The organism is Actinomadura sp. NPDC000929 (genome assembly GCF_040492065.1).
Classification (GTDB): Bacteria; Actinomycetota; Actinomycetes; order Streptosporangiales; family Streptosporangiaceae; genus Spirillospora; species Spirillospora verrucosospora.
Map to the genome: position 1 here is coordinate 1 of NZ_JBEUPA010000078.1, position 22,600 is coordinate 22,600.

24 protein-coding genes and 1 tRNA gene are annotated in these 22,600 nt (G+C 72.1%); 12 read left to right on the forward strand and 13 right to left on the reverse strand.

Annotated features, from left to right (window positions below; all coding sequences use genetic code 11):
* Nucleotides 1-116 precede the first annotated feature (116 nt).
* A complete protein-coding gene (locus ABWI04_RS24800) occupies nucleotides 117-1,166 on the reverse strand; it encodes an NADH-quinone oxidoreductase subunit B family protein (protein ID WP_353833944.1) in 1,050 nt (349 codons plus the stop codon).
* Nucleotides 1,167-1,360: 194 nt separating this feature from the next.
* On the opposite strand from ABWI04_RS24800, the gene ABWI04_RS24805 reads away from it, so the two are divergent.
* The 3 genes from ABWI04_RS24805 to ABWI04_RS24815 are packed head-to-tail and all read left to right on the forward strand — an operon-like array spanning nucleotide 1,361 to nucleotide 3,589.
* On the forward strand, nucleotides 1,361-1,684 hold the full coding sequence (locus ABWI04_RS24805) for a hydrogenase maturation nickel metallochaperone HypA/HybF (RefSeq protein ID WP_353833958.1): 324 nt from the start codon (nucleotides 1,361-1,363) through the stop codon (nucleotides 1,682-1,684).
* Nucleotides 1,677-2,495 carry a hydrogenase nickel incorporation protein HypB gene (gene hypB, locus ABWI04_RS24810; protein WP_353833945.1) on the forward strand — a complete coding sequence of 273 codons (819 nt, stop codon included), beginning with the start codon at nucleotides 1,677-1,679 and terminating at the stop codon, nucleotides 2,493-2,495. The genes ABWI04_RS24805 and hypB overlap by 8 nt, the downstream gene beginning before the upstream one ends.
* 56 nt (nucleotides 2,496-2,551) lie before the next feature.
* On the forward strand, nucleotides 2,552-3,589 hold the full coding sequence (locus ABWI04_RS24815; RefSeq protein ID WP_345173433.1) for an aldo/keto reductase: 1,038 nt from the start codon (nucleotides 2,552-2,554) through the stop codon (nucleotides 3,587-3,589).
* A 44-nt stretch (nucleotides 3,590-3,633) separates the two neighbouring features.
* Here ABWI04_RS24815 and ABWI04_RS24820 read toward each other — a convergent pair whose 3' ends face one another.
* Together ABWI04_RS24820 and ABWI04_RS24825 are read right to left on the reverse strand one after the other, a co-directional pair.
* Entirely contained in the window at nucleotides 3,634-5,784 is a 2,151-nt protein-coding gene (locus ABWI04_RS24820; RefSeq protein ID WP_353833946.1) for an acyl-CoA dehydrogenase family protein, read from the reverse strand.
* Nucleotides 5,785-5,899: 115 nt separating this feature from the next.
* A complete protein-coding gene (locus ABWI04_RS24825) occupies nucleotides 5,900-6,904 on the reverse strand; it encodes an oxygenase MpaB family protein (RefSeq protein ID WP_345173430.1) in 1,005 nt (334 codons plus the stop codon).
* A 109-nt stretch (nucleotides 6,905-7,013) separates the two neighbouring features.
* Here ABWI04_RS24825 and ABWI04_RS24830 point away from each other — a divergent pair, with 109 nt between their 5' ends.
* The 5 genes from ABWI04_RS24830 to ABWI04_RS24850 all read left to right on the forward strand — a co-directional run bounded on the left by ABWI04_RS24830 (nucleotide 7,014) and on the right by ABWI04_RS24850 (nucleotide 11,202).
* Entirely contained in the window at nucleotides 7,014-7,652 is a 639-nt protein-coding gene (locus ABWI04_RS24830; protein WP_345173428.1) for a TetR/AcrR family transcriptional regulator, read from the forward strand.
* 106 nt (nucleotides 7,653-7,758) lie between these two features.
* Entirely contained in the window at nucleotides 7,759-9,366 is a 1,608-nt protein-coding gene (locus ABWI04_RS24835) for a peptide chain release factor 3 (RefSeq protein WP_353833947.1), read from the forward strand.
* A gap of 210 nt (nucleotides 9,367-9,576) precedes the next feature.
* Nucleotides 9,577-10,236, forward strand: a complete 660-nt coding sequence (locus ABWI04_RS24840) for a COG4315 family predicted lipoprotein (protein WP_345173425.1) — start codon at nucleotides 9,577-9,579, stop codon at nucleotides 10,234-10,236.
* Complete coding sequence (locus ABWI04_RS24845) at nucleotides 10,226-10,726, forward strand: COG4315 family predicted lipoprotein (RefSeq protein WP_353833948.1); 501 nt, start codon at nucleotides 10,226-10,228, stop codon at nucleotides 10,724-10,726. The genes ABWI04_RS24840 and ABWI04_RS24845 overlap by 11 nt, the downstream gene beginning before the upstream one ends.
* Nucleotides 10,723-11,202 (forward strand): hypothetical protein, encoded by a 480-nt coding sequence (locus ABWI04_RS24850; protein ID WP_353833949.1) that lies wholly within the window; start codon nucleotides 10,723-10,725, stop codon nucleotides 11,200-11,202. The genes ABWI04_RS24845 and ABWI04_RS24850 overlap by 4 nt, the downstream gene beginning before the upstream one ends.
* 24 nt (nucleotides 11,203-11,226) lie before the next feature.
* Here the strand turns inward: ABWI04_RS24850 and ABWI04_RS24855 are convergent, their stop codons facing one another.
* From ABWI04_RS24855 to ABWI04_RS24880, 6 genes are all read right to left on the reverse strand, one after another.
* Nucleotides 11,227-12,246: an aminotransferase class V-fold PLP-dependent enzyme gene (locus ABWI04_RS24855; RefSeq protein ID WP_345173420.1), complete on the reverse strand. Its 1,020-nt coding sequence runs from the start codon at nucleotides 12,244-12,246 to the stop codon at nucleotides 11,227-11,229.
* 126 nt (nucleotides 12,247-12,372) lie between these two features.
* On the reverse strand, nucleotides 12,373-13,368 hold the full coding sequence (locus ABWI04_RS24860; RefSeq protein WP_345173418.1) for a hypothetical protein: 996 nt from the start codon (nucleotides 13,366-13,368) through the stop codon (nucleotides 12,373-12,375).
* A gap of 339 nt (nucleotides 13,369-13,707) precedes the next feature.
* Nucleotides 13,708-14,457, reverse strand: a complete 750-nt coding sequence (locus ABWI04_RS24865) for an amino acid ABC transporter ATP-binding protein (RefSeq protein WP_345173417.1) — start codon at nucleotides 14,455-14,457, stop codon at nucleotides 13,708-13,710.
* Nucleotides 14,454-15,326 (reverse strand): amino acid ABC transporter permease, encoded by an 873-nt coding sequence (locus ABWI04_RS24870; RefSeq protein WP_353833950.1) that lies wholly within the window; start codon nucleotides 15,324-15,326, stop codon nucleotides 14,454-14,456. The genes ABWI04_RS24865 and ABWI04_RS24870 overlap by 4 nt, the downstream gene beginning before the upstream one ends.
* Nucleotides 15,323-16,195, reverse strand: a complete 873-nt coding sequence (locus tag ABWI04_RS24875) for an ABC transporter substrate-binding protein (RefSeq protein WP_345173414.1) — start codon at nucleotides 16,193-16,195, stop codon at nucleotides 15,323-15,325. Before ABWI04_RS24875 ends, ABWI04_RS24870 begins: the two co-directional genes overlap by 4 nt.
* Nucleotides 16,196-16,229: 34 nt before the next feature.
* A complete protein-coding gene (locus ABWI04_RS24880) occupies nucleotides 16,230-17,060 on the reverse strand; it encodes an SAM hydrolase/SAM-dependent halogenase family protein (RefSeq protein ID WP_345173412.1) in 831 nt (276 codons plus the stop codon).
* A 424-nt stretch (nucleotides 17,061-17,484) separates the two neighbouring features.
* Between ABWI04_RS24880 and ABWI04_RS24885 the strand changes: the two genes are divergently transcribed.
* Nucleotides 17,485-17,631 (forward strand): hypothetical protein, encoded by a 147-nt coding sequence (locus ABWI04_RS24885; RefSeq protein WP_345173411.1) that lies wholly within the window; start codon nucleotides 17,485-17,487, stop codon nucleotides 17,629-17,631.
* A gap of 94 nt (nucleotides 17,632-17,725) precedes the next feature.
* Here ABWI04_RS24885 and ABWI04_RS24890 read toward each other — a convergent pair whose 3' ends face one another.
* Nucleotides 17,726-18,145 carry a hypothetical protein gene (locus ABWI04_RS24890; RefSeq protein ID WP_345173409.1) on the reverse strand — a complete coding sequence of 140 codons (420 nt, stop codon included), beginning with the start codon at nucleotides 18,143-18,145 and terminating at the stop codon, nucleotides 17,726-17,728.
* A 111-nt stretch (nucleotides 18,146-18,256) separates the two neighbouring features.
* Between ABWI04_RS24890 and ABWI04_RS24895 the strand changes: the two genes are divergently transcribed.
* Nucleotides 18,257-19,414 carry a hypothetical protein gene (locus tag ABWI04_RS24895; RefSeq protein ID WP_353833951.1) on the forward strand — a complete coding sequence of 386 codons (1,158 nt, stop codon included), beginning with the start codon at nucleotides 18,257-18,259 and terminating at the stop codon, nucleotides 19,412-19,414.
* Between the two features lie 146 nt (nucleotides 19,415-19,560).
* On the forward strand, nucleotides 19,561-20,367 hold the full coding sequence (folP, locus tag ABWI04_RS24900; RefSeq protein ID WP_345173616.1) for a dihydropteroate synthase: 807 nt from the start codon (nucleotides 19,561-19,563) through the stop codon (nucleotides 20,365-20,367).
* On the opposite strand, the gene ABWI04_RS24905 is transcribed toward folP, so the two are convergent.
* On the reverse strand, nucleotides 20,364-21,020 hold the full coding sequence (locus ABWI04_RS24905) for a dihydrofolate reductase family protein (RefSeq protein WP_353833952.1): 657 nt from the start codon (nucleotides 21,018-21,020) through the stop codon (nucleotides 20,364-20,366). The two genes, folP and ABWI04_RS24905, sit on opposite strands and share 4 nt — an antisense overlap.
* 87 nt (nucleotides 21,021-21,107) lie before the next feature.
* Here ABWI04_RS24905 and ABWI04_RS24910 point away from each other — a divergent pair, with 87 nt between their 5' ends.
* A complete protein-coding gene (locus ABWI04_RS24910; RefSeq protein ID WP_353833953.1) occupies nucleotides 21,108-21,845 on the forward strand; it encodes a glycosyltransferase family 2 protein in 738 nt (245 codons plus the stop codon).
* A 58-nt stretch (nucleotides 21,846-21,903) separates the two neighbouring features.
* On the opposite strand, the gene ABWI04_RS24915 is transcribed toward ABWI04_RS24910, so the two are convergent.
* Both ABWI04_RS24915 and ABWI04_RS24920 read right to left on the reverse strand, forming a co-directional pair.
* On the reverse strand, nucleotides 21,904-22,290 hold the full coding sequence (locus ABWI04_RS24915) for a VOC family protein (protein WP_345173403.1): 387 nt from the start codon (nucleotides 22,288-22,290) through the stop codon (nucleotides 21,904-21,906).
* 206 nt (nucleotides 22,291-22,496) lie between these two features.
* Nucleotides 22,497-22,570, reverse strand: a tRNA-Ala gene (locus ABWI04_RS24920).
* Nucleotides 22,571-22,600: the final 30 nt, after the last annotated feature.

The following is a 22,600-nucleotide window of genomic DNA, read 5'->3' on the forward strand; positions in this document are numbered from 1 at the left end:
TCCCGGGCCGGGGGCCCCCCGCCCGCCGCGGCCCGGGGGCGCCCGCGCGGTGGGTGCGCGGCGCCGCGGCCCTGGGGGGGCGGGGGGGGGGGGGCCCCCCCCGGCGCGGCCGCCGCTCACTGGTGCGGCCAGCGGGGCTGGTAGCCGCTGGTCAGCCTCTCCCGGTTGTGGCGCCACTTCGGCTCCCGGTTGGCGCCCTTGTTGGTGATCGACCGCATCTTCCGGATGAACGGCCCGTAGGACCGCAGCAGCGTCGTGGAGAGGCTCGCCCCCGGCGGCTCGTCCATGAACGGCATGAACTTGTCCGGGAAGCCGGGCATCGTGCAGCCGATGCAGATGCCGCCCACGTTGGGGCAGCCGCCGACGCCGTCCATCCAGCCGCGCTTGGTGACGTTGCAGTTCACGACCGGGCCCCAGCACCCGATCTTCACCTGGCACTTCGGCGAGTTGTAGTCGCGCGCGAAGTCGGCCTGCTCGTAGTAGGCGGCGCGGTCGCATCCCTCGTGGACGGTCTTGCCGAACAGCCACGTCGGGCGCAGCTTGTCGTCCAGCGGGATGACCGGCGCCTGCCCGGCGGCCTGGTGCAGCACCCAGAGCAGCGTCTCCATGAAGTTGTCCGGCTGCACGGGGCAGCCCGGCACGTTCACGATCGGCAGCCCGCCCGCGGAGCGGAAGTCCCAGCCGAGGTAGTCGGCGAGGCCCATGCAGCCCGTCGGGTTGCCCGCCATGGCGTGGATGCCGCCGTAGGTCGCGCACGTGCCGATCGCCACGACCGCCCACGCCTTCGGCGCGAGCCGGTCGATCCACTCGTTCACCGTGATCGGGTCGCCGGTCTCCGGGTCGTTGCCCATCGACGTCCAGTAGCCGTCCCCGTTGATGTTCTCGTTGGGGATCGAACCCTCGACGACGAGGACGAAGGGCGCCAGCTCGCCGCGCGCGGCCTGCCGGAACGCCTCCATGAACTCGTCGCCGTTCTCGTAGGCGAGCACCTTGTTGTGCAGGTGGACCTTCGGCAGGCCCGGTATCGCGCCGAGGACGACGTCCTCGATGCTCGGCAGCGAGGCCGCGGTCACCGAGACCGTGTCCCCGTCGCAGCTCATTCCCTCGGACGTCCACAGAATGTGGATCTCGTCCGTCAGCGGTTGCGCCGGAGCGACGCTCGTCATCGCTTCCCCCCTCGACCGACTGCGGCCAACACCATGCGGTTGCCCTGCGGGAACAGCGCGAAACACCGCCCGAAAAGCCCCTCAAGCCATTTCCCCGATTCGGTAAACACACCGTTTGAGCTGGGAAGATCCGGGCAGCAGAACGGCGCTGGGACAATGGAAGCGGGCCGGGAGGGCGCGTGCACGAATTGGCCGTGACGGAGAGCGTCATCGCGGCAATTTCTACCCAATTGCCCGATTCGCGGGTGGTGGTGGTGCACCTCGAAATAGGGAGACTTTCCGGAGTCATGCCGGACGCGGTGCGCTTCTGCTTCGAACTGGCCGGCGAGGGGACGTGCGTCGAGGGCGCGCGGCTCGACATCACCGAGCCGGAGGGCGTCGGCGAGTGCGCCGCCTGCGGGGCCTCGTTCCCCGCGCGCGACCCGCTCGCGCTGTGCCCGTGCGGCAGCGCCGACGTGGTGATCAGCGGCGGCGCCGACCTGACGATCAAGGCGGTGGAGGTCGCCGACGATGTGTGAGACCTGCGGCTGCGACGGCGGGGACGCCGCGCGCCTGACGACCCTGACGGCCCCCGGGGACGGCCCCGGCCACCCCGCCGGGCACATCCACGTCCACGATCCCGTCCCCGTCCCCGTCCCCGGGTACGGGCACGGACACGGGCACGGGCATGAGGACGGGCACGTCATGACGCTGGGCCAGAAGGTGCTGGCCCGCAACGACGACCTGGCCGGCCGGAACCGGGCGTGGCTGGCCGAACGCGGCATCGCGGCGCTCAACGTGATGAGCTCCCCCGGTTCGGGGAAGACGACGCTGCTGGAGCGCACCGTCGCCGACCTGAGCCCGGACCGGCCGATCTCGGTGATCGAGGGCGACCAGGAGACGCTGCTGGACGCCCGGCGGCTCGCCGCGGCCGGGGCCCGGACCGTCCAGGTCAACACGGGCGCCGGCTGCCACCTGGACGCCGCGATGGTGGCCGGGGCGCTGGCCGCGCTGGCGCCGCCGGACGGCTCCACGGTGTTCGTGGAGAACGTCGGCAACCTCGTCTGCCCGGCGCTGTTCGACCTCGGCGAGCGGGCCCGCGTCGTGCTCATGTCCGTCACCGAGGGCGACGACAAGCCGCTGAAGTACCCGCACATGTTCCGCGGCGCGGACGTCCTGCTGCTCAACAAGACCGACCTGCTGCCGCACGTCGACTTCGACGTGGACGCCTGCCGGGCCGCGGCGCGCCGGCTGTGCCCCGGGCTGCGCGTGCTGCCCGTCTCGGCGACCCGCGGCGACGGCCTGGACGCCTGGTACGACTGGCTCGCCGAGGCGACGGCCGGGCCTTGACCTGGAGCGCGCTCCAGCACCTAGCGTTCTGCGCGAGCGACTGACGAGGAGCACGCATGCAGTACCGCAAGCTCGGCCGTACCGGCGTCGAGGTCAGCACCCAGACCCTCGGCGCGATGATGTTCGGCGCGGTCGGCAACCCCGACCACGGCGAGTCCGAGCGCATCGTCCACCGGGCCCTGGACGCCGGGATCAACTTCATCGACACCGCCGACATGTACTCGGCCGGCGAGAGCGAGGAGATCGTCGGGAAGGCCCTCAAGGGCCGCCGGGACGACGTCGTCCTGGCGTCGAAGTTCTTCTTCCCGCTCGGCGACGAGCGCAACGCGCGGGGCGGGTCGCGGCGCTACATCGTCCGCGCCGTGGAGGACAGCCTGCGCCGCCTCGGCACCGACCGCATCGACCTGTACCAGATGCACCGCCGCGACTGGGAGACCGACCTCGAGGAGACCCTCGACGCGCTGACCGACCTCGTCCGCCAGGGCAAGGTCCTCTACGTCGGGTCGTCGTCCTTCCCCGCCGACTGGATCGTCGAGGCGCAGTGGGCCGCCGAGCGCCGGGGCGGCGTCCGGTTCGTCTGCGAGCAGCCCCAGTACTCGATCTTCGCCCGGTCGATCGAGGAGTCCATGCTGCCCGCGGCGCGGCGCCACGGCATGGGCGTGATCCCGTGGAGCCCGCTCGCCGGCGGCTGGCTCACCGGCAAGTACCGGCGCGGCGAGCAGGCCCCCGAGGGCGCCCGCTTCGCGCCGTCGGACAACCCGGCGTGGCGGGGCCGCACCATCGACACCGACCCCAGCGTGTCGGCCCGCTACGACGCCGTGGAGCGCCTCACCAAGATCGCCGAGCAGGCGGGCCTCTCGCTGACCCATCTGGCGCTCGGCTTCGTCGCCGAGCACCCCGCCATCACCTCGACCATCATCGGGCCGAAGACGATGGACCAGCTGGAGGACCTGCTCGCCGCCGCCGAGGTCCGGCTCGACGCCGCCACCCTCGACGCCATCGACGAGGTCGTCCCGCCCGGCACCGACATGGCCGGCATCAGGCACCTGACCGGCAACCCGTCCCTGGACGCGGGGCACCGCCGCCGGTCCTGACGAAGGCCACGGCCCCGGCGCCGCCGTGCCGGGGCCCGGCCGTCCTAGCGGATCAGCGGGTCGCGGGGCAGGCCGAGGATGCGCTCGGCGATCTGGTTGCGGGTGATCTCGGAGGTGCCGCCCGCGATGGACATGCCGCGGGACCCGAGGCGCATCAGGCCCGCGAACTGGCCGAGGCCCTCGGTGAACGCGGTCTCGGGCCCGGCGAACTCGGCGAGGAGGGCGGCGGTGGCGTGGCCGTGCTCGGCGAGGACGAGCTTGGTGATGTTGCCCTCGGGACCCGGCTCCCCGCCCGCGACCGCGCGCTCGGCGGACCGCAGGTTGAGCAGGCGCAGGGCCTGCTCCTCGGCGGCGTACGCGCCGACGCGCTCGGCCGCGGCCGGGACGCGGTCGCCGCGCTCGGCGTAGAGCCGGAACACGTCGGGTCCCGGCGGGCCGCCGACGCCGCCGCCGATGCTGACCCGCTCGTTGCCGAGGGTGGCGCGGGCGACGGTCCAGCCCTTGTTCGGTTCACCGACGACGTCGGCGTCGGGGACGAAGACGTCGGAGAAGAACACCTCGTTGAAGTCGGAGGTGCCGGTCGTCTGGCGCAGCGGCCGGACCTCCACGCCGGGGTGGTGCATGTCGACGACGACCATCGTGACGCCGGAGTGCTTCGGCGCGTCGGGGTCGGTGCGGACGGTGGCGAAGCCCCAGCGGCAGTACTGGGCGCCGCTCGTCCACACCTTCTGGCCGTTGACGAGCCAGCCGCCGTCCACCCTGACGGCGCGGGTCCTGACCGCCGCCGCGTCCGACCCGGCTTCGGGCTCGCTGAACAGCTGGCACCAGACCTCCTCGCCGGTGAGCGCCGGACGCACCCACCGGTCGATCTGGTCCTGGGTGCCGTGCTGGACGAGCGTGAGGATCACCCAGCCGGTGATGCCGAGCTGGGGGCGCTTCACGCCCGCGGCGCGGAACTCGTCCTCGATGACCAGTTGCAGCCCGGCGCTCGCCTCCACGCCCCAGGGGCGCGGCCAGTGCGGCTGGACGTAGCCGGTCTCGATGAGCCTCTCGCGCTGCTCGGCCGGGGGCAGCGCGGCGATCTCCCGGGCCAGCCCGCGGATCTCCGCGCGGCGCGCCTCGGCCTCGGGCGGCAGGTCGAGGCTCGCCTCCCGGACGACCCCGGCCGCCCGCAGCCGGGTCACGTCCCGCTCCGCGGCGTGCGGGCCGGCGACGGCCTCCAGCGTCGCGGCGCGGCGCAGCAGCAGGTGCGCGTCGTGCTCCCAGGTGAAGCCGATGCCGCCGTGCACCTGGATGTTCAGGCCCGCGTTGGAGGTGAAGGCGGGCAGGGCGAGCGCCGCCGCCACGGCCGCGGCCAGCTCGAACTGGTCGGACGGGCCGGACGCGGCCCGCGCCGCGTCCCACACCGCGGCGGTGGCGAGCTCCGCGGCGACGAGCATGTTCGCGCAGTGGTGCTTGACGGCCTGGAACGTCGCGATCGGCCGCCCGAACTGCTGCCGCACCTTGGCGTACGCGGTGGCGGTGTCGACGCATTCCAGCGCGCCGCCGACCGCCTCCGCGGACATCAGCGTCCGGGCGACGGCGGTCGCGTGCGCGCGGGCCCCGGCGAGGACCTCCACGGCGGCGCCGTCCAGCCGCACGCGGGCGGAGCGGCGGGACGGGTCCAGGTTGCCGGGCACCTCGACCGCGACGCCCGGCGCGCCCGCCCGCACGACGACCATGTCGTCGCCGGCGGGCAGGACGAGCAGTTCCGCGAGGCCGCCGCCCAGCACGACGCCCGCGTCCCCGGTGGCGGCGCCGCCGGTCACGGTGAGCGCGCCGTCCAGCCCGTGGGCCGCCGGGGTCGCGCCGGACGCGAGGCCGGGCAGGAGCCGGGCCCGCTGCTCCCCGTCCCCCGACGCGGCGAGCACGGCGGACGCGATCATCGTCGGCAGCATCGGGCCGGGCGCGGCGGCGCGGCCGAGCTCCTCGGCGACCACGACCAGCTCCGGCAGGCCCGCTCCCCCGCCGCCGTGCTCCTCGGGAAGGTGCAGGCCGAGCAGCCCCAGCGCGGCGAACTCCCCCCAGAAGGCGGGCAGGGGCTCCTTCTCGGCGTCCAGCAGCGCGCGGTTCGCCGCCCGCGCCTCCTGGTCGCGCAGGAACGAGCGCGCCGTCCGTGCCAGCTCGCGGTGTTCGTCGCTGATGGCGATCGCCATGGCCCCTCCAAGCTTCCGTCCCGGCCAGAACACCAGAATGGCATTCGGTTACCCTCCTGGGCGAGGGGGAGACCCGATCGACGGTGTCCCGCACACCGCGCCCGGAGAACCGGGGTCAGGCGGTGGCCTCCACCTCCGCGCGGGACAGCACCGGGTCGGGCGCGTCCGGCGCGGTGGAGGCGACCGGCGCCGACACGCCCGCCGCGACGCGGGCCTGCGCCTGGCGGAACTCCGGCAGTGGCCCGGTGGCGTCGTGCAGCGCGTTGAGGACGACCCAGAGCGTCGTCCTGCGCAGCCGTAGCGTCACCGGGTTGGGCGGCTGGTAGAGGGCGAGCTTGCGCGCCCATTCCGGCAGCATGTCGCGGGCCGCCCAGTCCATGAACGGGCTGCCGGGCTCCCACGGCCTCGTCTTGCTGCCGCGCAGGTTGGGCCCGGTCCCGAACGCCTTGATCGGAGTGATCGCGAGGCGCGGCAGGTAGGACTCCAGGCACTCGGCGACGTCCGCCTTGGTGGCGGGCAGGTCCGTCCCGCCGAGGGCCTCGCCGACGCGGACGAACTCGCGGTAGTAGCGCTCCAGGTCGTCACCCTTGAGCGGGCGGCGGTGGTAGCGCTCGTGCGCGGTCGCCAGCCCCCACACCACGGTCGCGTAGTTCCAGCGCAGCCAGTCGGGGTCGTCGGCGTCGTAGGCCAGCCCGTCCGGGCGGGTGCCCTTCACCGTGTGGTGCATGGCGCGGACGGTCCGGGCGAGGCGCTCGGCCGTCGCGGTGGAGCCGTAGGCCGTCCCGATGAAGAACGAGAGGGAGTGCCCGAGCCGCACGGCCGCGCCCTCGGGGTCGATGCCGCCGGTCGGGACGCCGTCGACGCGCTCGGGGATGCGGGAGTGGTCGTAGGCCATCCAGCTGATGCTCGGGTCCAGGCCCTCGATGTAGGCCGCCCCGACCAGCCCGAGCAGCAGGGTCGGCAGGTGCGAGTGGACGTACCAGACCGCGCTGCCGGGCCCGAACCAGCCGGGGTCGCCCTCCGGTCCGGCGAACTCCAGCCCGCGGAAGAACCTGGAGCGGATCTCGGCGTCGAAGGCCCGCTCGAACCGCGCCGCGATGATGGTGTTCCTCGATGGCATGCCGCACTCCCGGCCAGTCTGGTGACAGGTGTATCCAGAGTAAGTGTCTGGGTACACGCGTGTCCAGACTTCGGGGGCCGCTCCGGCCCGGCGGGGTAGGGTGGCCGGCATGGCGAGCACGCGCACGGCCGCGTCCACGCGGTGGGCCGGCGTCCCCGCGGGCCGGCGCCGCGACGAGCGGCGCGCCATGCTCCTGCGGGCCGCGTTCCGGCTGTTCGGCGAGGAGGGCGAGGCCGCCCTCACCGTCCGCGCCGTGTGCCGCGAGGCCGAGCTCCACACGCGCTACTTCTACGAGAACTTCGCCGACACCGGCGAACTGCTCGCCGCCGTCTACGACCGGGAGGCCGCCGCCCTCGGCGAGGTCCTCGCCCGCGCCCTGGACGGGGCGGGCCCCCGCCCCGACGTCCGCACGCGCGCCGGCATCCGCGGGGTGCTGAGCTTCATCAGCGACGACCCCCGCCGGGGCCGCGTCCTGTTCGCCGAGGCGCGCGGCAACGAGTTCCTGGCCGAGCGCCGCCGCGCCGCGCAGACCGCCCTGCTGGAGGGCGTCCTCGCGATGAGCCGCGCCGAGAGCCCGCCGCTCCCCGTCGTCGTCGCCGCGACGATGTTCACCGGCGCGATGACCGAGCTGGCCCGGCAGTGGGCCGACGGACGCCTGGGCGACGATCTCGACGCCGTGGTCGACAGCGCCGTCGAGCTCTCCCTGGCCCTGCACGCCGCGACCGCCCCCCACCTCCCCGCCGGTTAGCGGCACCGGGGCGGAGCCGGTCCGGAACGGTCGGCGCCTCGCGCATCTCTTCCAGGGGGAAATCGACCCTAGAGTAGGGGGGACGGTCGGCGGAGAGGGGAGCGCGGTGAGCGCCGGAATCGGCACTGCGGAGGACGTTGCGGCGGAGGCGGCGCGGCGCCGGACGTTCGCGGTGATCAGTCACCCGGACGCCGGCAAGTCCACGCTCACCGAGGCGCTCGCCCTGCACGCGCAGGCGATCGAGCAGGCCGGCGCGGTGCACGGCAAGGCCGGGCGGCGCGGCGTCCGCTCGGACTGGATGGACATGGAGCGCTCCCGCGGCATCTCCATCACCTCCTCGGTGCTGCGGTTCGAGTTCGGCGACGCCCTGCTGAACCTCCTCGACACCCCCGGCCACGCGGACTTCTCCGAGGACACCTACCGGGTGCTGGCCGCCGTCGACGGGGCGATCATGCTGCTCGACTCGGCCAAGGGCCTGGAGGCGCAGACGCTCAAGCTGTTCGACGTCTGCCGGCACCGCGGCATCCCCGTCATCACGTTCGTCAACAAGTGGGACCGGCCGGGCCGCGAGCCGCTGGAGCTGCTGGACGAGGTCGAGCAGCGCATCGGCCTGCACCCGGCGCCGCTGAACTGGCCGGTCGGCATCGCCGGTGACTTCCGCGGCCTGATCGACCGCGCCGACGGCTCCTACACCCGGTTCCGCCGCACCCCCGGCGGCGCCACCCGCGCGGCCGCCGAACGCGTCCCGGCCGACCGGGCCGCCGCCGAGGAGGGCCAGGCCTGGGTGACCGCGAACGAGGAGCTGGCGCTGCTGGAGGAGATCGGCGCCGTCCTCGACATGGACGCCTTCGCCACCGGCTCCAGCACCCCCGTCCTGTTCGGCGCCGCGCTGCCCAACTTCGGCGTCGGCGCGCTGCTCGACACCGTGCGCCGGCTGGCGCCCGCGCCGTCCGCGCGCACCGACGCCGCGGGCCGCGCGCGCCCGGTGACGGCGCCGTTCTCCGGGCAGGTGTTCAAGGTGCAGGCGGGCATGGACCGGGCGCACCGCGACCGGCTGGCCTTCATCCGCGTCTGCTCGGGCCGCTTCGAGCGCGGCGCGACCCTCACCCACGCCCCGACCGGGCGCCCGCTGGCGACCAAGTACGCCCAGACCGTCTTCGGCCGCGACCGCTCCACCCTGGACGCCGCCTACCCGGGAGACGTGATCGGTCTGCCCAACGCGTCCGGCCTGACCGTCGGCGACACCCTGTACACCAAGACCCCCGTGACGTTCCCGCCGATCCCGGCGTTCGCGCCCGAGCACTTCATGGTGGCGCGGGTCAAGGACAACAGCCGGGCCAAGCAGTTCCGCCGCGGCATCGACCAGCTCGACGGCGAGGGCGTCGTGCAGGTGCTGCGCAGCGACCTGCGCGGCGACCAGGCCCCCGTCCTTGCCGCGGTCGGCCCCCTCCAGTTCGAGGTGTTCACCGCGCGGATGGCCGACGAGTTCGGCGCCCCGGTCGAGCTGTCCCGCCTCGACTACACGGCCGCCCGCATCACCGACAAGGAGTCCGCCGAGACGCTCGACGGGCGCCGCGGCGTCGAGGTGCTCACGCGCAGCCTCGACGGCTCGTACATCGCGGTCTTCGTCGACAAGTGGCGGGTGCGCGCGATCGAACGCGAACACCCCGACCTCACCCTCACCCCCATGCTCGCCGCGGGCGTCCCGGACTGACCCCCGGCGCCGCCTAACGCCCCGGCAGCCGAGTCCCAACTTCCCCGGCCCCGGGCTCCCCTGCCGCCATGGGCACGCCAACGGTCGTTCAGCAGCGGAAAAGACCAGTTCATGGCCGTGATGGGGCAGTTCGCCCCCCTTCCGGGGCGGGTATGCGGCGCGGAGGAAGGTACCGGCCGTCCGGTACCGCGCTCCGAGGGGAGGCCTCGCATGTTCGATCACTATCCGGCCGGCGGCCGTTCATCCGATCCGGCCGTCGTCCGGCGCCGCCGCCGGGCACGGATCGCGCCGCTGGCCGTCGGCGCGGCCGCCGTGGTCGCGTCCGCCGTCGCCGGATGCGGCGGCGGGTCGAGCACCTCGTCCCAACCGACGACGTCGCCCCCGACCTCGCCACCGACGACGTCGCCCCCGTCCTCCCCGACGACCGCGCCCCCGACCTCGGCCACCCCCACCGGCGGCGCCGGCGGGGCGCCCGGCGGCACGATCAAGACGGCGACCGTGGGCCAGCTGGGGCAGATCGTGGTCGACGGCCAGTCCCGGACGGTGTACCTGTTCCAGAAGGACACGGGGACCACGTCGTCCTGCTCCGGATCATGCGCCGCGGTGTGGCCGCCCGTCACGACCAGCGGGAAGCCTCAGGCCGGTTCGGGAGCGGACGCGGCGAAGCTGGGCACCACCAAGCGGAGCGACGGCACGACCGAGGTCACCTACAGCGGGCACCCTCTTTACTACTACGCGCCCGACGGCACCGCGAGCGGCAGCGCCAAGGGACAGGGGCTCAACCAGTTCGGCGCCAAGTGGTACGTGCTGTCCCCGTCCGGTTCTGCGGTGACGAAGCAGCCGTCGGGCGGCGGCGGCGGTGGCTACTGAGACGGGCCGTCCCCGGACGGCCCTGTTCGGCGGCAGGCTCGTCGCCGCCTCCCTCGCGGCGTCGGCGCTCGCCGGGTGCGCGACCGCGACCAACTCGCAGAATCCCGGCCGGACGCAGATCAGCACGGCGGAGGCGCCGCACCTCGGGCAGATCCTGGTGAACGAGAAGGGACGAACGCTGTACCTGTTCGTCGCCGACCCGCCGAACCAGTCGACCTGCTCGGGAGCCTGCGCGAGCATCTGGCCTCCGGTGACCACCGAGGGCGCCCCGACCACGGCCGGAAGCGCCCAGCGGTCCCAGATCGCCACGATCAGCCGCTCCGACGGCCCCCCGCAGATCGTCTACGGGGGCCACCCGCTGTACTACTACCAGGCCGACACCGGAGGCGGCGACACCCGCGGCGAGGCCCTCACCCAGTTCGGCGCCGAATGGTACGCCGTCTCACCCCAGGGCCAACAGGTCGAGAGCGGAACGAGCGCATCGCCATGAGCAATGTGCTGCGCTATCTGGGCGTCCTGCTGCTGTTCGGCATCGGCGCGGTCCATCTCTACGAGTACCTCGCGGACCACTACCGCGTCATCCCGATCATCGGCGTGCTGTTCCTGCTCAACTTCGTCGGCGCGGTGGTGCTGGCGCTCGCCCTGGCCGCCCCGCTGAGGTCCCTGCCCGGCCTGTCCTCCGTGCCGGTCGTCGGTCGCGCCCCCCACGCGCCCGTGGCGCTCGGAGCGATCGTCTTCTCGCTCGGAACCCTCATCGGTCTTCTGATCAGTGAGCAGAGCGCGCTGTTCGGGTTCCACGAATACGGCTACCGGACGACCGTCATGCTCGCGCTCGGCCTGGAGTCCGGCGTCGTCGTCGTCCTCTCCGCCTTCCTGGCACTCGAAGCGCGCCGGCTGCGTCCGCCCGCCGGAATGGGCAGAAGCCGAGCGTCCGTGCGCGACCAGAACGTCCCGCCCCGCCGATGAGACCGCGCTCGTGCGGGGCCTGGCTCAGGCCAGGGCAGCGATGGCGGCGTCGACGTCGGCCTCGGTCGTGTAGAGGTGGAAGGCCAGGCGCGCCGCGCCCTTGCGGACGGATGCCCGGATACCGGCCGCCGCGAGCCGTTCAGCCGCGCCCGGCCGGGCGACGCTGACGATCGCGCTGTCACCCGCCGGCATGCCGAGGCCGGCCCGGAACCGGTCGGCCATCCGCACGTCATGCTCGTGGATCTGCCCGATGCCGATCTCCAGGAGCAGCTCCAGCGTGGGGGCGGCCGCGACGTAGGAGAACCACGGAGCCGCGATGTCGAACCGGCGGGCGTCCTTCGCCAGCCGCAGCGGCGGGCCGTAGGAGGCGTCGCCGTCACCGGCGTACCAGTTGGCGGCGAGCGGCCGTATGCGGTCGCGCACGGCCGGGCTCACGTAGCAGAAGGCGGTGCCGCGCGGGCACATCAGCCACTTGTACGCCGAGACGGCGAGGACGTCGAAGGGCGTCGCGTCGACCGGGAGCCAGCCGACCGCCTGGGTGGCGTCGCCGACGACGAGCGCGCCGTGCGCCCGCGCCGCCGCGACGACCTCGTCGACGGCGGCGACCTCGCCCGTCGCGGACTGGACCAGGCTGAAGGCGACCGCGTCCGTGCGCTCGTCGATCGCGCCGGGCAGCTCGGCGGGCGGCACCGTCCGCACGTCGAGATCCTGCACGAGCCAGGGGAACAGGTTCGACGTCTGCTCGATGTCGGGGACGAGGACGCGCGAGCCCGGCGGAAGCGAGGCGGCGACCGGGGCCAGCACCTGCGAGGCGGAGGCGCCCACGGCCACGTCCTCGGCCGCGACGCCGACCAGGCGCGCGAACGCGCCGCGCGCGCGACCGGTGGACCGGTCCCACCTGTCCCAGCCGTTGGCCCCGCGGCGCCACTCGGCCAGCGCGCCCTGCAGCGCCTCGAACGCCGGCTCCGGCGGTATGCCGTAGCTCGCGGTGTTCAGCCAGCCCGGCTCCGGGTCCCACATTCGTACCGCTTCGTCCAGTTTCACGCTGGTGAGCCTAGAGCGTGCCGCGCGCGGACGAGTGTAGGGAGGGGCGGCCGCCCCTCCCCACTCGTGGTGACTGCTCCGGACAGGCCGCGGCACATGCCGCGGCCCGCCCGGCCGATGCGACCGTCAGGCGGGAGCGCCCTTCGGCGAGATGAAGCAGTGCTCGTCCTTCGACCACTGCACCTTCGGGATCGGGCGCCTGGCGGCGGCGAGCGCAGCGAGGAAGACCACGCCCATCCCGACCCAGACCAGAGGTCCGGGGGCCTGCACCGCGCCCAGGACCCCGAGAGCGGCACCGATGAAGCCGATCAAGCACCCCATCGGACTGTCGAGCAGGTAGAGCAGGCTCGACACGTGCAGCGAGACCTTGCCGCTCACCCAGGCACCGATGAACGTCGGCACCGCGAAGGACAGGATGCCGGCGCCGGTGCCCAGCAGGAGCACCTTCCCCGACGACAGCTCCGAGAACCCTCCGCCGAGGCCGAGGCTCGCCCCCCACACCGCGAGGGCGGTGAGGGGAATCGCGACGAGATCCGCCACCGCCAGGATCCTCAGCCGGTCCACGGCCTTCGGATAGTGCTCCTCGTCGTACAGGCAGTGGAGGTAGTTCCAGAAACTCCAGGCACCGAGAAGTCCGCAGACGATCCCGATCCCCGTCTCCCAGGGAGAGTGCTCGAACCCGTTCCAGGGCTCGTTGACCACCACGACTCCCGCGAACGCGGCCACGCGGAACACGACGCTCCAGACGGCGCCCCGAAGAACGCCGGCCGGCGCCTCCGCCGGATGCCGGAAGATCGTCCACAGTACGCGGCCGTTGGAGCAGAGCGGCCCCAGAGCGGACATCGTGATGATCGCCCCCATGCCCACCAGCTGGGAGCCGTAGGGGTAGCCCACGTTGATCACTGCGAGGCCGAACGCGAGGCGACCGACGACCACTCGGTCGTACGGCGTGAGCGACCGGAACGGAAGGGCCTTCCTGGTGAGCCAGACCGTGCCGCCCCAGATCACGAGGGCACCGGTCACACCCGTGACCAGCCCGCTCGCCAATGGGTCGGCCAGGGTGTTGAAGGCCCAGCCGATTTGTTGGATCAGCAATTCGATGAGTACGACAACGCCGTACACGGGTCTCTCCTTTGAGACTGCCTCCGCCCCTAGGGCGGAGTTGGCTGTGATCCCGTGGATCACGGCGTGTTCTGGCCGTTCGAGCCAGGACACGCCGGGATTCCGCAGAATCCGGACATGTCCCGGCGGATGGCCGGAACAGTGAAGACAGTGTGGGCAAGAGCGGCGGGCGCAGTGCGGTCGGCGAAGAAAAGACGCAGATCACACGGTCGGTCGCGGGCTTGGCGAGGGCGTGAACGCGAACGGCGGCACCCTCGTTCACACGAGGGTGCCGCCGTTCAGACGAACACTTCTCCGCGGCCGGTCGCCCGGATCCGCCGCCCGTCCCGGGCGCCCGGTTCAGAGGCGGCGGGACTCCAGGACGCGGCTCAGGAACTCGCGGGTGCGCGGTTCGGTGGGCTCTTCGAAGATCTGCTCGGCCGGGCCGCGTTCCAGCAGGACGCCGTCATGGAGGAAGCAGACGGTGTCGGCGATGTCGCGGGCGAACCCCATCTCGTGCGTCGCCAGGATCATCGTCATGCCGGAGTCCTTGAGCTCCCGGATGATGCCCATGACCTCGGTGACCAGTTCGGGGTCGAGCGCGGAGGTCACCTCGTCCAGCAGGAGCAGGCTCGGCCGGGTGGCCATGGCCCGGATGATCGCGACGCGCTGCTGCTGGCCGCCCGACAGCCGGTCGGGGTACTCCCCGGCCTTGTCGGCCAGGCCGAACCGTTCGAGCAGCTCGTGCGCCTGTTCCGCGGCCTCCGCCTTCGAGCGCTTGTGGACGCGGAGAGGGGCGAGGGTGATGTTGTCCAGCACCGACATGTGCGGGAACAGGTTGTAGGACTGGAACACCATCCCGATCCGCTTGCGGACCTTGTCGGGGTCCGCGCGGGGGTCGGTGATGTCGTCGTCCTCCAGGAAGATCGCGCCGTCGTCGACGGTCTCCAGGACGTTCACGCAGCGCAGCAGCGTCGACTTGCCCGATCCGGAGGCCCCGATGAGGCAGACGACCTCGTGCGGCGCGACGTCCAGGTCGACGCCGCGCAGCACCGGGTGGGCGTGGTAGGTCTTCCAGACGCCCTCGATGCGCAGCAGCGGGGTGCTCATCGGCCGCCTCCGGGGGCGCGGCGGCGTTCGGCGCGCGCCGCGAGATGGTCGGTGAACCGGGCCATCGGCACCGTCAGCGCGATGAACAGCACCGCCGTGGCCAGGTAGGGGGTGTAGTTGAACGTGTCGGCCGAGTGGATCTGCGCCTGCCGCAGCGCCTCCAGCGGACCGAGCACCGCGACGAGCGCGGTGTCCTTCTGCAGCGAGGCGAAGTCGTTGAGCAGCGGCGGGACGACCCGGCGCACCGCCTGCGGCAGCACCACGTACCGCAGGCTCTGGGCCTTGCTGAGGCCCAGCGACCGGGCCGCGGCGCGCTGGCTCGGGTGGATGGAGTCGATGCCGGCCCGGAACACCTCCGCGACGTACGCCCCGTAGGACAGGACGAGCGCGAACCCGCCCAGCACCGCCGGGCTCTCGGGCACGCCCTGCAACCGCAGCGCGGGAAGCCCGAATCCGACCAGGTACACCAGCAGGATCGTCGGGATGCCGCGGAACACGTCGGTGTAGGCGACGGCCAGCGCCCGCACCGGGAACAGCAGCGGAGTCCGCATCCCCCGCGCGAGCGCGACCAGCAGCCCCAGCACCAGGATCGCCACCTCGGCGATCAGGAAGATCCGTACGTTCAGCCAGAAGCCGCGCAGCACGTCGGGGAACGCGCCGGTGAACTCGCCCCAGTTGAAGAACGTCTCGTGCACGCGGGGCCAGCCCGGCGACCCCACCACGACGACCACCACGACCGCGGCGCACAGCACCGTCGAGGCCGCGGCCACCGATCCGGACCGGACGTCGGCGCGGCGGCGCCGGCGCTCGCGTTCGCGCTGCCGCTCGCTCTTGACCCAGGCGGTCTGCCCGCCCGCCTGCGCGGTCACTTCAGGACGGGTGCGCCGGCCGACGCGGTCAGCCACTGCTGCTGGATCTTCGCCAGCTCACCGGACGACTTCAGCTGCCCGATCGCCTGGTCGAGGCAGCCGGCGAGCCCGCTGCCCCGCTCCATCAGCAGCCCGAAGTGCTCGGTGGCGCCGCCCTGCGACTGCGGCAGCTGACCGACGATCTTCGAGTCGTCGATCTGCGCGGCGGTGACGTAGAAGGCGGTCGGCAGGTCCACCACCAGCACGTCCACCTGCTTGTTCTTCAGCGCGTTCACCGCGTCGATCTGCGTGTTGAAGATCTTCGGCTCGTCGGCGGGCTTGAGCTGGTTCTTCACCGCCTGCAGCGACGTCGTCCCGACCTGGACCGCGATGCGCGCCTTGCTCAGCTCCGCGACGGTCTTGGCGTTCTCGAACTTGCCGCCCTTGAGCGTCACGACGCCCTGCTGCACGTCGTAGTAGCCGTCGCTGAACGCGACCGCCTTCTCGCGCGCGGGGGTGACCGAGATCTGGTTGATGTCGAAGTCGAAGGTCTTGGGCCCCGGCGCGTACGACGACTCGAACGACTGGGTCTTCCAGACCACCTGGTCCTTGGTGAAGCCGAGCCGGCCGGCGACCGCGTAGGCGACGGCGCCCTCGTAGCCCTGCCCGTTGGACGGGTCGTCGTCCTTGAACCACGGCTCGAACGCCGGCTTGTCGGTCGCGATGGTGAGCTTGCCGGGCGACTTCAGCGGCAGCTTGTCCTTGGCGCAGGAGGCGGGGCTCTTGCTCGCCGAGGCACCGGAGTCCTCGTCCTGCGGGGCGCAGGCGCTGACGGCGAGGGCGAGCGCGGCGGCGCCGGCGAGCGTTGCCACGAGGGGACGGCGGATCACAGGAGATTCCTCCGGCGGTGAGAGGGGGTAAGGGTCATGGACGCGGCACCGCGCGCAGAGTGAGGGTCTGCGCGCCGGCCAGGCCGAGGGCGTCGGCGGCACGTCCCTGGTTGACGCCCAGGGCGAGCCATCCGGACGAATCGGTCCACAGCAGCGGCTCCCCGACCGCGACGCTGCCGAAGGTGAGCTGGAACGGGACGCGGACCGTCCGGGACGGACCGCCTGCAACGTTCCACTCCACGTCAAGGGGGGTGCCCGGCTCCAGCGTGCCGAACGCCTCCGCCAGATCGCCGGGCTCGGCGCCCAGCACCTGGCTGCCGAACCGGTCGGTGTACAGCACGGGAACGGTCAGCTCCCCTGGCCGGACCACCGGGGGCGGGACGTCCAGCGGCAGCGGGTCGACGGCCGCACCGAGATCCGCCGCGTCCACCCCTGCCGCGACGTGGGCGGCGGCGGGAGAGAAGACGTCACGTCCGTGGAACGAGGTCGAGACCTGGGGTAGCCGGTAGGCCGGGTTCTCCAGCGCGTGCGCCCGGACGATCCCGCCCAGCGCCTCCGCCGCCGGCACCAGCAGCCCGTTGTCCGGCCCGACCAGCACATCGCCGCGCCCGGTCGCGATCGCCAGCGGCCGGCGCGAGGTGCCCACGCCCGGATCCACGATCCCGACGTGCACGCCCACCGGCAGGTACGGCAGCGCCTGCCGCAGCAGCATCGCCCCCTCCCGCACGTCGAACGGCGTGATCTCGTCGCTGAGCACCAGCACGTTCGCGTCCGGGGCGATCCCGTACACCACCCCGGCGCAGATCGCCGTGTACGCCGCGCCGAAGTCGGTCGCCAGGCTGACGAACGGACGACTTTGCGGCATGGGCGACCTCATGAAACGGAAGGGATGGGTGGTACGAGAGTGGAAATCCTACCAAGTCGATAGATTAGCCAACTCCGCCGCCTCCCCGTGCGCCAACGGCCCGACCGCGATCCCGCGCCGCCACCCTCACTCGCCCCGCCTTCCGCGGCACCGAAGGCTTGCTGGTCCCGGACCGCTGGGGACGGTCGTCCACACAGGAGGACTGGTGCCAAGGTGAGCCCCGCGGGGGCGGGGCCGGCTGCCAGTCGGAACAATGCAGAACAAGACAACCGGGTGGGTCGCGGGAGCGATCCTCCTTCTGATCGTCGGCGGAACGGGGACGACCGGACTCCCCGGGTCCGGTTCCTCCTCGGGTGGCTCCGGCGGCCCTGCCGCCCCGGCCGCTCCGGCCGCTCCGGCCGCTCCCCACAGCGGGGAGACGCAGGTGACCTCCCGCCTCTGGCAGATGCAGACCGGAGACTGGAAGGTCTTCCTGAAGGACGGCGGAACGGTCAACCTGCCCAAGGCCGTGGGCGACAAGTGCGACCACGGCAGCACCTACTCCTACGCGCAGAAGGCGTGCAAGGGATAGGCGCCGATTGACCGGAGTTCCTGGAGCGCACCGGCGCTCCAGGAACTCCGAACCTCGGCGCCCCGCGTTCCACGGCGTTCCTCCGCACCGGCCGCTACGGATCGCCTGGCGCGGCCGTATGGTGGGGGTGCCCGTGGGTGCGCCGCTCCTCCTTGAGCCGTGCCTCGTAGAGGTGCCGTCGACCAGCGGTCAACGACTCCCGTACGCGCGCCTCATAACGTCGGAGCGGTTCGTAGTAGGTGTCTTCGTACTCCTCGACCGCCTGGAAGCTCCAACGGTCCGGGAGGACGTTGCGGCCCACGAGTTCGCGCGACAGCTCGTCCGCGAGTTCCTGGTGCCCGGCCTTGGCGAGCAGCTCGGCCGCGTCGCCCAACTCGAAGTCGGCCTTGCCGGTGAGCTGGTGCCACGAGTAGAGATGGCCCCGGGCGCGCTCGACGCTCTCCAGGGCCTCGCTCAGCTTGCCCACGGCTTTCACGGTCGCCTCGTCGGGCTCGGGACTGCTGCCAGCGATCATGCGGGCTTACCTTCCCCTCTGACCTCCGATGATGCGCTCCCCCGCGCCTCCGCACCGACCGGCGGCCTAGACTGCTGGGCCGGATCAGGTCGCTTCACGGCAAGGGGTCTCATGGGCAACGGCGTCCCGCCTCAACGGCAGAGTCCGGAGAGCGACCGGCTCGCGGAGCGCATGGAGGCGGCGTCGGACGCGGAGAAGGCGTCCGTCCTCGTCGACCACTACGCGGCGGCCACCGCCGGACCTCCCTCGGCGTGGACGGACGAGTTCGTCGCCCGGGTCGAAGAGTTCGGGCTCTCCGTACTGCAGATCCGGCGAGCGGCCACAGACCTCGCCTGGCTGGCTCGCAAGAACGGTCAGGGCTACCTGGACGAGACCGACCGGGCGCGCATCCTGGCGGCGAACAACACCCGTACCGCGCGGCTCTGCCTCGTCTACATCCATGGCCAGCGGCTGCGCTTCGACTTCAAGTTCGCGCAGCTCCACCGGCTCTGTATCGGCTGGCTGGCCGAGTTCGACGACGACGCCCTCGTCCTGAGCTTCGCGGCCTTCTCCGCACTCGGCACCCGCGCTTCGAACGCGCCCGGCCTGTTCCGGCGGGCGGTCGACGCTCCCGACGCGGACGACAAGAGCAACCAGGTGCTCCTTACGGGCATCAATTTCGCCGACCACTTGCCGGAACAGCCGCAGATGATGCTGGACCTCTCCGACGAGATGATGGCGCGCGGCCAGGAGAACGCCATTGTCTACTACCGGCGCGCGTCGGCATATCGGAAACTGGGCCGGTTTGCTGACGGGCTCCACGAGATAGACCGGGCGATAGACGCCCTCGGCCCCGGCGACGTTCTGGTGCACGAACAGTTCACGCAGGAGCGGCGCTCGATCATCCTGGCCCAGGATCTGCAGAACCAGATGGAGCGCAACACCCAGGCCATCGCGGACTCCATCGCCGCCCAGGTGGACGAGAGAATCGCCGCGGCGTCGGCCGAGCTCGAACAACGACTCGACGAAGCGTCGCTGAGGCTCGCCCAGCGCGTCGACGCGGCGCAGGAGATGGTCTCGTCCGGCCTGCTCAAGATGGTGGAGATCCTCGGGCTCTTCGTCGCCCTCGTCGGTTTCATCGCCGGGTCCGGAGCAGTGGTGATCAAATCGCAGGGCCTCCAGGAGCGGGCGCTCTCCATGCTCCTGGTGGTCGGCGGGGCTTTGGTCTTCTTCACTCTCCTGCGGCTCGTCACCACCGTGGGACGGCGGCGGGTGCGAGCGGAGAGGTAGCCTCCGGCCCCCTTGCTATGCTGGCGCCAAGTTCAACTTAGGCGGCTATTGTGAGCGAAAAGAACGCTTTCTACTACCCCGAGATTATTTGCCCCGAACGGACGATCGGGCGGCGCACGTTCGATTTCTCGCGGCAGGTCGCCGTGATGGCGATAATCAACCGCACTCCCGATTCATTCCACGACCGGGGCCGCACTTTCGCCTTGGACAAGGCATTGGTCGCAGTAGAGAACGCGCTCGTCCACGAAGCCGACTGGCTGGACATCGGCGGCGTCCCTTTCGCTCCCGGGCCTCCGGTGAGCGTCGAAGAGGAGATCGACCGCGTGGTCCCGGTCATCGAGGGCGCCCGATCCCGCACCGACGCGGTGATCTCCGTCGAGACGTACCGGCCCGAGGTCGCCCGCGCCGCCTTCGCCGCCGGCGCCGACGTCCTGAACAACACGAGCGGCCTGCACGACCCCGCCCTCGCCGACGTGGTCGCGGAGGCCGGCGCGACCCTCATCGTCACGCACAGCCTCGCCGACCCCCGGACGCCCTACCCTCGCCCGCAGTACGACGACGTGGTCACCGAGGTCGCCGAGTTCCTCCGCCTGCGGGCGGCCCTGGCCGAGAAGCACGGCGTGCCGGCGGACCGGATCATCATCGACCCCGGCCACGACCTGAACAAGAACACCCACCACTCGCTCGAACTGACCCGCCGCCTCCCGGAGATCGCACAGCTCGGCTACCCGCTGCTCGTCGCCGTCTCGAACAAGGACTTCATCGGCGAGACCCTGGAGCGGGACCAGCACGACCGCGTCGAGGGCACCATCGCCACCCTCGTCGTCTCCATCCTGAGCGGCGCGCGCATCGTCCGGGTCCACGACGTCGCGGAGGCGAGGCAGGCGGTGAACATGGTCGAGAGCATCCTCGGCTGGCGCCCGCCCGCCTACGTCCGCCACAACGTCGTCTAGCCCTGGGCCCTGCGGTACCGCAGGTAGAGGTAGTTCTCGTCCGGGATCGCGTGGCACAGTTCCATGCGCTGCAGGTCGATGGCCGGGCCGTCGAGGACGCGCGCGGCGTCGCCGGCGGTGACGACCGGACTCAACGTCAGGCACAGCTCGTGCAGCCAACCCGCGGCGGCGATCTGGGCGAGCAGGACCGGCCCTCCCTCGCAGAGCTGGCGCTCGTACCCCTTGTCGGCCAACCGCCGCAACGCCATGCCCATGTCCGTGGAGTCGGTCCCGCACACCAGGACCTCGGCGTGCTTCTCGGCCTCGCGAAGCCGGTCGGCCGGGGCCGCCCCGCACGTGATGACGATCGGCGGCGCGGGCGCCTCCGCGAACAGCGGCCCGTCGAAGTCGAACCGCAGGCTCCGCGACACGATCGCCAGCTTCCGCGCCTCCTTCGGATACGCCCCGTACTCCCGGACGGTCGTGGCCCCCATGATCACGACGTCGGCCAGCGTCCTGAGCCGCTGCATGAGGGCCCAGTCCCCCGCGTACCCGAGTGCGCTGGTGCTCCCCTGGTACTGGATCCCCCCGTCGAGCGACGCGATCATGTTCGCCCGCAGCCACGGCGTCGTCTCCGGATAGGCGTACTGCTCCAGCATCGCGCTCACGTCCATCTGAGCACTGTAAAGGCTGCCGCCGTCCCGCCCCCGCCCCGGACCATGTGATCATCAAGGCCGTGCGCCCGGACGAGGAGGAGTGCCATGCCCCTGATCTCGATCATCACCGCCGTACGGAGGCCGATCCCCGGCTACCTGCGGCAGGCCGCCGCCGGCGTCGCGGCGCAACGCCTCCCCCCTGGCTGGGACCTCGAATGGCTCGTCCAGGAGGACGGGGACGCCCCGACCGCCCGCGACCTGTGCCCGGGCGCGCTCTACGAGGCGAACGGCGCCCAGCTCGGCACCGGTACGACGAGGAACTTCGCCCTGAGCCGGGCACGCGGCGAACTGGTCGCGGTGCTCGACTATGACGACGTCCTTCTCCCCGACGGCCTCGCGACGCTCATCCCCGCCTTCGAGGAGCATCCCGGCATCGGCTGGACGATCGGCCAGGCCGACGATCTGATCGACGGACGCCGCGTCCCCTACCCCCTGGCCTACCCCTGCGGCCTGGTGCCCGCCGGAACGATCGGCCGCCTGTACGAAGAGACGGGCCTCTGCCAGGCGGCCTGCGCCGGCCTGGTCGCCCCCGCCGACCTGATCCGCGCCTTCGGCGGCTGGGGCGCCCTCCCCCGCGCGCAGGACGTGGCCCTGTTCATCGCCCTCAGCGAAGTCTTCGACGGCTACCAGGAACCCTCGGTGACCTGGCTCTACCGAAAGCACCCCGACCAGAGCACCCACCCCACAAAGCCCGACACATGGGGCGAGCACCAGGACCGCTTCATCCGTCACCGCCTGAACGCCGTCCGCGCCGGAAAGCTGCTCCCGGAGACCGTCCCCTGACCCGATCCAAGGGTCGCCGTCTGCCGGGCCGGGTCCGGGGTGCTCGTCCCGCCGGAGGTCAGGACGAACCGGACGGGGCCCGGCTCAGATCCACGACGCAGAAGATGTTGCCGTCCGGGTCGGCGAGGACCACGAAGTCAGCGTCTGGGGGATACCGGTCCCAGTCGACTCTGGTGGCTCCCAACTCGACCAGACGCGCGACCTCGGCCTCCTGCTCGTCTGTGGTGTCCGTCAACAGGTCGAGGTGGATGCGCGGGTGCGCTTCGGCGGGCGAACTGCTGTGCATCAGAGCGAGCGCCCGGCCCGACCCATCCGCGTATTCCAGTGTCCGCCAACGTGGGCTCTCCCACTCGGACACGGGCACCAGGTCCAGCGCGGACGTCCAGAAGGCCACGGCCCGGGGAATGTCGTTCACGCCGATCACAGGAAAGCCGAGTCTGAGCATGACCCCGAGTCTAGGCAGCACCCAACCTGATCGGTCAGCAGTGAAGTCGGCCGGCCACAGCGCCCCCGCGACCTCTAAACGGGTGGCGCGCGCCCGCCTGTGCCAACTCGTCGGACGCGAAGCGTGAGGCGACGTAGCTGTACTTCACTGCCGTACGGACACCAAAAAGGCCGGTGTCTCTTCGGAGAACCGGCCTTTGACCTGGGTGGAGCTGAGGGGATTTGAACCCCTGACCCCCTCGATGCGAACGAGGTGCGCTACCGGACTGCGCCACAGCCCCGAGGACTCCGTAAGGTTAGCAAACATCGGG